Source organism: Moorena sp. SIO3B2 (genome assembly GCF_010692525.1).
Lineage (GTDB): Bacteria > Cyanobacteriota > Cyanobacteriia > Cyanobacteriales > Coleofasciculaceae > Moorena > Moorena producens.
Genome location: NZ_JAAHHE010000023.1, coordinates 93,848 through 105,418, shown reverse-complemented (window position 1 = coordinate 105,418; position 11,571 = coordinate 93,848). Strand labels below are relative to the sequence as shown.

Here is an 11,571-nt window from a genome sequence, read left to right as displayed (position 1 = left end):
ATTCTGGGTATGGTTTTGCCCCCCTAGCCCCCCAAGCGAGGGATTGCTCGCTTGGGGGGAACAAAACTATCAAAGTCCCCCAGAATTGGGGGATTTAGGGGGCTTCAATAAAACCAAATGATCGCGCATTCATTCCTTAATTCAGCAACGCCTGAATTATAGCGTTTCTAGGATTTATGAGGTACGCTTCTCAACCTCAAAGTCCCCCTTGATAAGGGGGATTTAGGGGGATATCTTTGTACCTCATGGCATAGAGAATTGCTATATGCGATCGCAAAATAGTAAAGACAAAAAATTTTTTTTTTATTGAGCTTACAGAATCGACTAGTATAGCCAGTCCTAATGACAGCACATTTAAATTATAAAAAAGTCACTCAAAATGATACAACAAGCATTGTCCAAAAATTTTGCTCACACACAACCGATTTCATTATCAGAACATATTTGTCCCAACTGTGGAAACCAAGGATTGTCCTTATTTTATGAAGTACACAACGTACCAGTTCACAGTTGCTTAATGATGTCAACCGAGGAAGAAGCCCTAGACTTCCCTTGCGGTGATGTGGTTTTGGGATTTTGTGAAGATTGCGGCTTCATCACTAATGTTTCCTTTGATCCCAGGTGGTCAGCTTACGCTCCCAATTATGAAGACCAACAGAGTTTTTCCCCAACCTTCAATCAGTTTGCCCTTGATCTAGCCAATCATCTGATCGACAAATACGACCTTCATAACAAAGACATTATAGAGATTGGTTGTAGCAAAGGAGATTTCCTCTTGCTGCTGTGCGAATTAGGTAACAATCGCGGTGTTGGTATTGACCCGTCTGCTGTAGTAGGACGAGTCCATAGTGAAGCCGCTGACCGGGTCACCTTTATTCAAGACTATTACTCAGAGCGCTATGCTGAGTATGTAGGTGATTTTATCTGTTGTCGCCATACCCTGGAGCATATTTATCCTACTGCTGAGTTTATTAGTACCGTGCGCCGCTCCATTGGCGATCGCCTCAATACTGTTGTGGTCTTTGAGATCCCGGATACCATACGAGTACTGAAAGACTTAGCCTTTGAAGACATTTACTACGAACACTGCTCCTATTTTACCCCTGGATCCCTAGCGCGATTATTCCGCAACTGTGGTTTTGAAGTGACTGACCTGTATCGAGCTTATGGTGAACAATATTTGTTAATTGAAACCCGACCTGTCACCATTCCATCTGAGAAAGTACATCCTCTGGAAGAGAGTCTTGAGGAAGTTACTCAGCATGTCAAAAACTTCACCAATGAGATTAGCAAGAAGCTGGAGAATTGGAAGCAGCACTTAGAGCAGATACATGCTCAAGGCAAGCGTGTTGTAGTTTGGGGTTCGGGTTCCAAGTGTGTGGCTTTTCTAACCACTCTTGATACCACAGACAAAATTGAATACGTGGTAGACATTAATCCCCATCGTCATGGGAAATTTATCCCTGGTGTTGGTAAAAAAATTATGGCACCAGAGTTTTTGAAGCAATACAAACCCGATCAGGTGATTGTCATGAATTCCATATATTGTGATGAAATTCAGCAAATGTTGGATAAGATGGGAGTAACTACAGAGGTTATATCTCTATAAATATCAGTCATTAGTTATGAGGTAAGCATTCAGCTGTCAGCTATCAGCTGATAGCTGATACGCAACACGCTGATAGCTGAATACTTACATACGTTAAGCAAATATTTTTATGTTAAAAATGTTCAAATGAGTGCTGATCAACCCCGCTTAAGCATTGGATTACCAGTCTACAACGGCGAAGAATTCCTCAGAGAAGCATTAGATTCAATTTTGGCTCAGACCTTTGAGGATTTCGAGTTGATCATTTCAGATAACTGCTCGACTGACGCAACTGAGGAGATTTGCCGGGGAGCATCCCATTTTTGCCCATAACACTTTCAATTATGTTTTTAAACCCTAGTACTCTCGTTAGTTTGAGCCATGGATTTGCCAAATTGGGATGCTCCCATTTGCCGGGAGTATCAGGCTAAAGACAAACAGAAAGCACCCAGCAAAGTTTAGCAATAACGGAAGGCTTGCATACTTGCAGGTAAAAGAGTGTTTGTCATTTGTGATTTTTTCTTTTTTGGTCGCCCCTTCAGGCCAAAATGGCAAATATTATAATAGGTTTTCTGGTACAAAAAAGTATGGAAAGTGAATAGGCTTACCCAAACTTTTTGAGGATTAATTAATTGTTTATAGCGGTTTATACTCCAATGAGCTAGACCAGAAGTCTCAATTAACAAGCTTTTCAGCTTTAAGGTGTACCTCACCATACAAAAAAATATATTACCCCTTATTATCCCTTTCTAAGGGATACGGTTAACTTATAACTTTTAACATTCAACATTCAACATTCAACATTCAACATTCAACTTTAAAAATTAACCTGAATAATTTCAGTAATAAAAATAACCATGTACGACTTGGCGATTATTGGAGGAGGAATCATTGGCTTATCCACAGCCATGGCATTGGGTCAACGTTATCCAGATGCCAAAATTATGGTACTGGAAAAAGAGAGCAGTTGGGCTGCTCACCAAACTGGCAATAACAGTGGTGTAATTCATTCTGGAATCTACTACAAACCAGGGAGTTTCAAGGCTAGGTTTTGTTATGAAGGAAACCGCTCGATGGTGGCATTCTGCCAAAAGCATGGCATTGATTATGACATCTGTGGCAAAGTGATTGTAGCAACTGAACCAGAAGAAATACCATTACTGGATACTCTTTACCAAAGGGGTTTGGAAAATGGTATAGAGATTGCCAAGATTACTGGTGAAGAGGTTAAGGAAATTGAACCCCATGTCCGTTGTTTAGCTGGAATTCGAGTTTATTCGACTGGGATTGTAAACTACAAGCAGGTCTGTGAAAAATACGTTGAACTGGTGAGTGTCCAGGGAGGGGATTTACGTCTCAATAGTAAGGTTGAAAAAATCCTGGAAACTGGGGATGGTTTAGTACTGGAAACCAACAATGGTAACTATCCCACTCGCTTTGTAATCAACTGTGCTGGACTACATAGCGATCGCATTGCTAAGTTGGGTGATGCTGAGCCTCCAGCTAAAATCGTTCCTTTCCGGGGTGAGTACTATGAACTCAAGCCAGAGAAACGCTACCTAGTCAAGCACCTAATTTATCCAGTTCCTAATCCGAATTTTCCTTTCCTAGGGGTTCATTTCACCCGCATGATTGATGGCAGTGTCCATGCTGGACCCAATGCTGTACTTAGTTTCAAGCGGGAAGGCTATCGAAAGACTGATTTTGACTTGCGAGATTTTGTGGAGGTCATGAGCTATCCCGGTTTCTGGAAACTAGCTGTCAAACATGGAGACGCAGGAATTCAGGAAATCATCCGCTCCTTCAGTAAAGCTGCCTTTGTTAAGAGTTTGCAACGGCTGATTCCTGAAATCCAAGCAGATGACTTAGTTCCCACCCATGCTGGGGTCAGAGCTCAAGCCTTGAAAAATGATGGCAAGCTGGTGGATGATTTTTTAATTGTCAATAGTCCTAAAGCAATGCATGTTTGTAACGCTCCCTCTCCTGGTGCGACGGCTTCTTTGGAGATTGGTAATGCGATCGCTAGTGAAATCCCGACACTGAAAACTCTCGAAAGGATGATCTGACCCAAGTTTCCTTAAAAGCTATCAGCCGTCAGCTATCAGCTGACGGCTGATAGCTGATTATTTGTACTTTCCCTGTACTAGTCTAATGGAGTTAAAACGTGAAATGAACACGTTATCTAACCACAACTGTCCTGTATGTGCCTCTGCCGATTTAGAGGTGTTTTTTGAGATGTTGGCGGTGCCAGTGTACTGTAATCTGCTGTGGCGATCGCGTCAAACTGCTCAAAACTGTTCCAAGGGAGATATCAAACTAGGCTTCTGTCCTAGCTGTGGTTTTATTAGCAACCTAGCCTTTGACCCTACTAAATTAGGTTATTCCCAGGACTATGAAAATTCCTTACACTACTCTGCTCGATTTCAGGACTATGCCCAATCCCTTGCCGCTGGATTGCTGAAGCGCCACAATCTCTACAATAAAGAAATTATTGAAATTGGTTGTGGCAAAGGGGATTTTCTCCTTTGCCTGTGTGAACTAGGTAATAACCGAGGAGTAGGTTTTGACCCGAGCTATGTTCCTAGGTCAGAGCATCAACAACTCCAGACTCAAGTCAAGTTTGTTCAAGATTTCTATTCACAGCTCTACCAAGAGTATCAAGCGGATCTAATTTGTTGTCGGCACACCCTAGAACACATTTCCAATCCCGCAGATTTGCTCAAGCCACTACGACAGGCGATCGGTTCTCGCCTTAATACCATTGTTTTCTTTGAAGTCCCCAACGCCTTAGATACCTTTCGCCATCTAGCGGTGTGGGACATTATCTATGAACACTGCTGCTATTTCGCCCCCTCTTCTCTAGGGCAAGCTTTTGTCAATGCTGGGTTTCAAGTTAGTGAAATCAAGGAGGCGTTTGGTGGTCAGTTCCTTTGCCTGGAAGCAAAGCCAGTCCATGGGGAAATCCCGAACAGCTATGGAAAACCGGATGAAATCGAGGTATTGGCTCGCGATATTGCCAGCTTTACCGCTAGGTTTCAGGAGAAGTTAGAAAGCTGGCAGCACAAACTGACAACCATCGCTCAAACTGGGAAAAAAGCCGTAGCATGGGGTGCTGGCTCGAAAGGGGTTACTTTTTTGAATCTGCTCAAGTGCCAAGATGTGATTGATTACATCGTAGATCTCAATCCCCGCAAACAGGGGAAGTACGTTGCTGGAACGGGACAGGAAATTGTTCCACCAGAGTTTCTCCAGGATTACCAACCTGATCTGGTTATTGTGATGAACCCTATCTATGAAGAGGAGATTCGACAGTTATGCAAAAATCTAGGTGTGAACTACCCCGACCTACTTCTTTGAGGTCGGGGCTTCCAGCTTGGCCTTTGGCCACGCTACGCGAACACGGAAGAATGCCTCAATTTGGACGGACGTCCGCGTCTTGGTCTTACTTCTTCTCCACTGGCGTTTACCTCCCCTGTCCCAGAGGAGGATAGCACTCTGATCCCTTCTGCTCTAATATTTTTAGCTGCATTACCATCTCTATCGTGGTGAGTTCCACAACTTGGACAAACCCAAGTCCTTACGTCTAGCGGCAACTCCTTGATGCGGTAATGACAATTAGAGCAGGTCTTGGAGCTGGGGAACCACCTGTTTATCTCAACCAACACTTTTCCTTCTTTTTCACATTTATAGGAAAGAAAGTTGACAAAAGTTCCCCAACCTAGATCAGAAATTGCTTTAGCTAGTTTATGGTTACGTTCGCGTAGCGTGCGCGTAGCGCTTACCATGCCCTTGACATTTAGATTTTCGACTACCACTACTTGGTTGTTGTCAACTATCTTTCTAGATAGCTTATGGAGGTAGTCTTGACGGACATTTCCAATCTGTTCGTATACCTTAGCTAAAATCTTTCTGGCTTTTATGCGCCTGTTACTACCCTTTTTCTTACGGGCAGCAATACGTTGCTTTTTAGCTAGTTTCTTTTCGTATTTAGCTAGGTGTTTTGGATTGCTAAACTTAGAAGTCTTTTCTCCATCATAGGTAATCGCAAAATCCTTAATGCCCAAGTCAATACCGATTACCTTCCCATCTGTAGATGGCTTGGCATCACCCAACTCATACTCCATTAGCACAGAAGCATAGTACTTCCCAGAAGGAGTCTTGCTAACCGTTACAGTTTTGATTTCCCCATCTAGTGGTCGGTGAATTACTGCTTTAACAACTCCCAACTTTCCAGGAAATTTAAGACAGTCGCCCACTTGTTTGACTTTTTGGGGGTACTGGATTGACTGACGGTGATGATATGACTTGAATCTAGGATATTTCGCTCTACCTTGGCCGTAGGCCACGCTACGCGAACAAAAAAGTTTTGATATGCACGACTGAGATTGAGACTCACAGATTGTAAAACCTGAGAGTAGCAATCTTTTAGCCATTCAGTTTCTTTCTCTTTTTTGAGTTTCGGCAGCATAGAGTTAAGTGCAGATTGTTTCAAGCCTTTGCCAGTTTCCTTGTAGGTTTCTATACACTGATTTAGTGCATAGTTCCACCACCAGCGAGCACACCCAAAATGTTGGGCTAATATATGAACCTGTTCTTGAGTGGGATAAATCCTGAGTTTGACGGCTTTATGTTTCACTGCGCTAACCTCTTTTATCGACCTTTGTTACTATTATATATATATCACAGTAACATGTCAAGCTAATTGAGGGGACGAAATTCCCCATCCCTGCGACGGGTGGGGAATTTCGTCCCCTCAAACTCCCCTACTCGTTAACTCCTGAGTTAATTTGTGTTTGATTGTTTTTGACTGTTGGCTTTAGTGATATCAAGTCCGATTGGAAACCCATCATCAAGAAGATTGATGGGGAGATTTTCAAATGGCTCCGAGAAGTCAACCACCGCCAACAATCGTGACAATTTCGAGCTGGTCTCCCTCCTGCATTTGAGTCTGGTTCCAAAACTGCCGATGGAGAATTTCACCATTATATTCTACTGCCACCAGGCGCGGATTTAAGCCTAGCTGTTCTAATAGCTGGGGTAGTTTAGTGTCACAAGAGCAGGTACGGGATTCACCATTAACTTCAAGGGTAATTTGAGTTGTGTTGTTAGACATCATCAGCTAATATTCACCACCAAGCTATTAAAAATTAGTAACCATTACTTATTACCTAACATGTCTAACTATTATCAAGTTTTCTGACATTAGGGTTTAGAAACCCCAGCTTCAAGAGATCGAAGAGTGTGCTCTCGTTTGAGCTGGGACAGGAAATATTGAGTCACTAGAGTTGGTTGTTCCGCCTCCATGATCCCCCGGACAACTGCCACTCGTTGAGCTCCGGCATCCAAGACATAGTTTAAATTGTTTGGATCAATTCCCCCAATTGCAAACCATGGAATTGTAGCATGCTCTTTAGCATACTTGACATAATCCAAACCAGCTGCTGGCTTACTCGGTTTAGTAGGGGTTTCATAGACCGGTCCAACACCAATATAATCTGCTCCTTCAGCAATTGCCCGGTGTAGTTCATCAGGGTTAGTAGTCGAGCAACCAATGATACGCTGGGAGCCGAGTAGCTGCCGTGCTAAGGAAATTGGTACATCTTGTTGTCCGATATGAACTCCATCAGCCTCCACTGCTAGAGCTAAATCTACCCGGTCATTCATAATAAACAAAGCACCGTAGTGATGGCACAGCTGGCACAGTTTCTGAGCATCGGCAAGTCTGTCCCCATCATCTGCTTGTTTTTCCCGGTACTGTACTAAGGTTAGTCCACCTTGGAGGGCAGCCTCTACTTTGGCAAACCACTGGTCTGACAAGGATGTAATCAAGTAGAGATGCGATCGCTCCAGCAACTGATGACGCTGATATCCCAGTAAATGGCTTTCCAGGCTGTAAACCCGATAGCGCATCTGCTTAAAGGCTATACCCATCTGAGCATCGTATAGTTTACCATATTCTTCCAACACCCGTAGTGCTTCTTGAACCCGACACAAATTAGCCTGTAAAAGCTGCTGAATGCTCGAACGTCGTTCTTCCTGGGGATGAGTTAGTCCAGTCCCTGGATCCCCTGAGGTATCTCGGAAGATCCTGATTTCTGAGCTGTGCCAACGGGCTAATTCCTGGCGCATTTCCTTGCACTCCCCAGCCATCTGGGCGCTGTTGAGACCAAAGCGGCACCACTCCTCAATAATTCGCAAGCCTTCTCTAGCTCGGTCTAAATTTGCATCCAAAATTCGGCAGATCGCCGATTTTTGACCCATAATGCCGCTGTGTTGGTCATCCATTACTAACTACTCCATTATTCTCTATCCTAACAGTGGATGGAAAGCTTGTTTATCCGGTCAGTAACATTTAGCAACGGACACATTTCAAGTGATAAATGATTACAAATAGATTACAAATATCCTAGTTTATGGATACGATCAAGCTTGACATTCAACTCAACTCTTATGTCAAATTCCATGAACATTGGACCAAAGGAGAACAGCCATGAGTTTGATCAGAATTCACACCATAGAATTAACTATTTCCAATCCCGTAGCGTGGCCGAAGGCCAATCATTCCCACTGCCATCACCAACATCAGCCTAGAGGCTTTGATCTTGGGTTACCAGTGACAACGATTTTGCTGGGATTAACCTTTAGCATCTTCAGCCAAGCTATCCCTTCAACAATGGTGCCACTAGGATTAGGAGGAACCACGGCTTTAGCCCAATCAACTCAGGATGATCGGGCAAGAAACCTGGATCTTACCATAGAAAGAAAATTTTTGTTTGTAAACCCAGTTACCGGAAACGACAGTAGTGGTGATGGCACCCAGGATTCACCGTTGAAAACTATCACTCAGGCGCTACAAGCTGCCCAGGCCAATACTGTGATTGTACTCTCTAGCGGTATCTACAGCAGTGACATGGGTGAAACCTTCCCCCTACTTCTGAAACCCGGTATCAAGCTACAGGGCAACCCCCGCACTAGAGGTCACGATGTGGTGATTCGCGGCGGTGGTACCTTTGTTAGTGCCACGGCTGCTAGTCACGATGTCCTAATCGTAGGTGCTGACCAAACGATTATTTCTGGCGTGACCCTTAACAATACTAATCCAGAAGGTTATGGTTTGTGGCTGGAAGTCGGTTCGGTTTTAGTGGAAGACAATACCTTAACTGGGAATACCAAAAGTGGGATTGCTGTGGAGGGAAATAGTACACCAACAATTCGCAGTAACTACTTCTACAACAATAAAGGCAATGGGCTCAGTATTTACGGAACCTCAAACACTCAAGTGGATGACAATGTATTTGAAAATAATGACTTAGGAATTCTGATTGCCGAAAACGTTGCACCCCATATCGTTAATAATCGCATCACTGGCAATAAAAATGGGGTAGTGGTTGAAACCAATGCTCAACCATTTTTCCAGAATAACCTCATTGAAAATTCCCAACTGGATGGATTAGTCCTCAAGGTCGGAGCTAATCCGGATTGGGGAAATTCACCAGAATCAACAAACAATACATTAAACAATAAATTAAACAATACATTTCGAGGCAATGGGCGGTTTGACATTAACAATCAGGAGTCTGAGCCTACTGTGATTGCTTTTGGTAATCAGCTAGGGCAGGAAACTAAAAGTGAGGTTAATTCAGTAAAAACTGAAAACGATATCATTCAAAAGTCGGAGGTTGAAACACCAGCTTTTAGTAAACCAGCTGTTAGTAAACCAGCCAGTACACCTGATGCTTCTGATAACCAAGCCGTTGTCATGGCAGAAAACTCTAATAACTCACAGAAGACTAAGCCTAATTCTCAGGAGAATCCAACCACCCCCAGCCAAGTCGTCCCATCCCAACCACCTGCCGAGAAGGAACCTACAAAGGAACCGACATCTGCTCAGGTCTCAGCAGCTTCATTTCCCGTTCCATCGAGTTTGGAGTCTCAGGCATCTACCTCGACTGATAACATCAGCAAAGACGCAGCACTAAATAATTCTGCAAGTACTGAATCTTCTAGACCAGCAGCAAGGTCCCAAACTCAGAGTCAGGAAACCTCTCAAACCCAACAGCCTTCTGATGCTAGGACTCAACGTTCACATTCTCAACCCCTGACACCCCTAACTCTGAAAGTTATTCAAAATCAGGAGCAGTCATCTTTTGAGGAACCAACATCTTCACCTAAACCAGGAGAGGATTCTAGCAGTTTTACTACAGCTTCACCGTCACAGGAAGTGATTGATGCGTCAAGTGACAGGTCAAAACCAACACCGGCAGCAGCCTCGACTGAGGAGGTTAACGTTATGATGTCAATGTCTAGTCAGATCAGTACACCGGTTAATCAAAATACTAGTAATCAAGATACTAGTGCTAGCTCCAATTCAGGTAGCTCAATTCCAGTGTTTTCTACAAGTACCCAATCAAACTCGGAACAAAGGGGACCTCAAGAGAATAATCCTACTTCAGCTCTACCCAGTCAGGGTTACCGGATTTTGGTAAATGCTGAGAGTGAGCAGCAACAAGATTTAATGCGATCGCTAATTCCCGATTCTTTCCTGACCTCCTTTGAAGGAAGAACTGTGATGCAAGCCGGATTGTTCACAACCCTCGAAAATATTGATCGGGTGCTGAAATTACTCAGTAGTTATGGTTTGAGCACCACTATTGTGCCTCTGAATTACTGATCAAACCAGGGAACAGGGGTAAGTTATCAGCTATCAGCACCTCAAGTATCAGCCTATGGACTACTTGAGGTGCTAGTTGAGGTGCTATCAGCCAAAGGCCAAGGCCAAGGGTAAATCCCCAGACTTTGAATTTTATTTTAAGCTGACGGCTGACAGCACCTCAACTAGCGTGAGCCATTCGCGTAGCGTGGCCATAGGCCAAGGCTCACGGCTGAATGCTTACGAACTGGGAATGGGGAACATTAAACAGCAATGGTTTGACCAACTACAAGGGAACTTAACACAGTCGGAATTTTCAACACTATGGGACTTGTTTCAACAGGTATATTAACTACAGTCATAGTTATTTGAGGTGTTTTGCCCAATTAATGTTTTATAATGTTTTTTATAATGTTTTTTCTATTTTAAAGGGATTCCACAGAAGTTAGGATATTGAGCATCTCTGTTCACTATCTATTGAATATAATAAATTCCCGGAGCAATTCTAAAAGCTCTGATGAAATCTCATGACCCATATCTAATTCTCTGTACTGCACTGCTGCTCCCAAGTTGAGCAAATAATCTCGTAACCGGTTAGCAGCAGTTAAAGGAACAACCGTATCTTGTCTACCATGAACAATTAGAATGGACGGCAAGGATGAATCAACCTTTTGAGGGGTTCGATGCATATAGCCACTCAATAAGGCTAAACCTGCCAGGGGTAAGGTTAACCCTACATCTAGAGCCATTGCCCCACCTTGAGAAAAGCCACACAAAATTGTCGAGGACAGGGGAATACCTGTAAAACCTTGGAGAGAATGGAGCCAGTAGTTCAAGCGCTCTTCGCTTTCTTCTAATCTCCGATAGTCGTCTCTTGACAAGTCGTACCACATTCTGCCACCAGTTACCTGAGGGTGACTAAAAGGAGCATCGGGAATTAAAAATTGGGTGTTGGGCAAGTTTAACAATGGCACTAGAGATGCCACAGCTTGAGCATTAGCACCCCAACCGTGTAAAGCTACGACCAATCGTGCTGGTAGTTGACCGTTTGCTGGTGGAATTGAAATCGCTTCGAGAGACAGGCCTCTTACTCCTGAAGAACACAAGTGATCAGGATTCCAGATAGATGGGCTGAACTAGCGCACATTGAAGCTCTCCCCTAGGGAGTAGGTTTGAGGACTTAATCGGGGCTGCAACGCCACATCAGCCGAATAGCTAACTTACTTTATGCCGCGCTTTTCTAGTTTCAGCCCAAGATATCTGTTAATCTGAGCATAATATCACCAATCTGCTACATTTGTAAAGCTGTCGTGCTTTAGGATAATGTGGCGAT

The 11,571-nt window shown here is 43.6% G+C and carries 8 protein-coding genes and 2 pseudogenes; 6 read left to right on the top strand and 4 right to left on the bottom strand.

Features of this window, described 5'->3' with window-relative positions:
* The first annotated feature begins 379 nt into the window (after window positions 1–379).
* The 4 genes and pseudogenes from F6K38_RS08250 (at window position 380) to F6K38_RS08235 (ending at window position 4,945) form a co-directional block, all read left to right on the top strand.
* Window positions 380–1,609: a class I SAM-dependent methyltransferase gene (locus F6K38_RS08250; protein WP_008182243.1), complete on the top strand. Its 1,230-nt coding sequence runs from the start codon at window positions 380–382 to the stop codon at window positions 1,607–1,609.
* A gap of 126 nt (window positions 1,610–1,735) precedes the next feature.
* Window positions 1,736–1,897: pseudogene (locus F6K38_RS08245) on the top strand (glycosyltransferase family 2 protein); the annotation flags it as partial.
* 548 nt (window positions 1,898–2,445) lie between these two features.
* Complete coding sequence (lhgD, locus tag F6K38_RS08240; RefSeq protein WP_008182234.1) at window positions 2,446–3,654, top strand: L-2-hydroxyglutarate dehydrogenase; 1,209 nt, start codon at window positions 2,446–2,448, stop codon at window positions 3,652–3,654.
* 103 nt (window positions 3,655–3,757) lie between these two features.
* The gene (locus tag F6K38_RS08235; protein WP_287356433.1) at window positions 3,758–4,945 is read left to right on the top strand and encodes a class I SAM-dependent methyltransferase; all 1,188 of its coding nucleotides are present in this window, start codon (window positions 3,758–3,760) and stop codon (window positions 4,943–4,945) included.
* A gap of 32 nt (window positions 4,946–4,977) precedes the next feature.
* Here F6K38_RS08235 and F6K38_RS08230 read toward each other — a convergent pair.
* The 3 genes and pseudogenes from F6K38_RS08230 to F6K38_RS08220 all read right to left on the bottom strand — a co-directional run bounded on the left by F6K38_RS08230 (window position 4,978) and on the right by F6K38_RS08220 (window position 7,873).
* Window positions 4,978–6,224 (bottom strand): annotated as a pseudogene (locus tag F6K38_RS08230) (RNA-guided endonuclease InsQ/TnpB family protein).
* 255 nt (window positions 6,225–6,479) lie between these two features.
* The gene (thiS, locus tag F6K38_RS08225) at window positions 6,480–6,701 is read right to left on the bottom strand and encodes a sulfur carrier protein ThiS (RefSeq protein WP_044492807.1); all 222 of its coding nucleotides are present in this window, start codon (window positions 6,699–6,701) and stop codon (window positions 6,480–6,482) included.
* A gap of 89 nt (window positions 6,702–6,790) precedes the next feature.
* Window positions 6,791–7,873, bottom strand: a complete 1,083-nt coding sequence (locus tag F6K38_RS08220; RefSeq protein ID WP_008182935.1) for a thiamine phosphate synthase — start codon at window positions 7,871–7,873, stop codon at window positions 6,791–6,793.
* Window positions 7,874–8,078: 205 nt separating this feature from the next.
* Here F6K38_RS08220 and F6K38_RS08215 point away from each other — a divergent pair, with 205 nt between their 5' ends.
* On the top strand, window positions 8,079–10,259 hold the full coding sequence (locus F6K38_RS08215) for a DUF1565 domain-containing protein (protein ID WP_287263068.1): 2,181 nt from the start codon (window positions 8,079–8,081) through the stop codon (window positions 10,257–10,259).
* Between the two features lie 76 nt (window positions 10,260–10,335).
* Entirely contained in the window at window positions 10,336–10,590 is a 255-nt protein-coding gene (locus tag F6K38_RS08210) for a hypothetical protein (protein ID WP_008182940.1), read from the top strand.
* A 118-nt stretch (window positions 10,591–10,708) separates the two neighbouring features.
* Here F6K38_RS08210 and F6K38_RS08205 read toward each other — a convergent pair whose 3' ends face one another.
* Window positions 10,709–11,266, bottom strand: a complete 558-nt coding sequence (locus tag F6K38_RS08205; RefSeq protein WP_008182942.1) for an alpha/beta hydrolase — start codon at window positions 11,264–11,266, stop codon at window positions 10,709–10,711.
* Window positions 11,267–11,571: the final 305 nt, after the last annotated feature.

Coding starts and splice junctions, on each gene's coding strand:
- F6K38_RS08250 (WP_008182243.1), top strand. CDS start 380: ATGATACAACAAGCATTGTCCAAAAATTTTGCTCACACACAACCGATT.
- F6K38_RS08215 (WP_287263068.1), top strand. CDS start 8,079: ATGAGTTTGATCAGAATTCACACCATAGAATTAACTATTTCCAATCCC.
- lhgD (WP_008182234.1), top strand. CDS start 2,446: ATGTACGACTTGGCGATTATTGGAGGAGGAATCATTGGCTTATCCACA.
- thiS (WP_044492807.1), bottom strand. CDS start 6,701: ATGTCTAACAACACAACTCAAATTACCCTTGAAGTTAATGGTGAATCC.
- F6K38_RS08220 (WP_008182935.1), bottom strand. CDS start 7,873: ATGGATGACCAACACAGCGGCATTATGGGTCAAAAATCGGCGATCTGC.
- F6K38_RS08235 (WP_287356433.1), top strand. CDS start 3,758: ATGAACACGTTATCTAACCACAACTGTCCTGTATGTGCCTCTGCCGAT.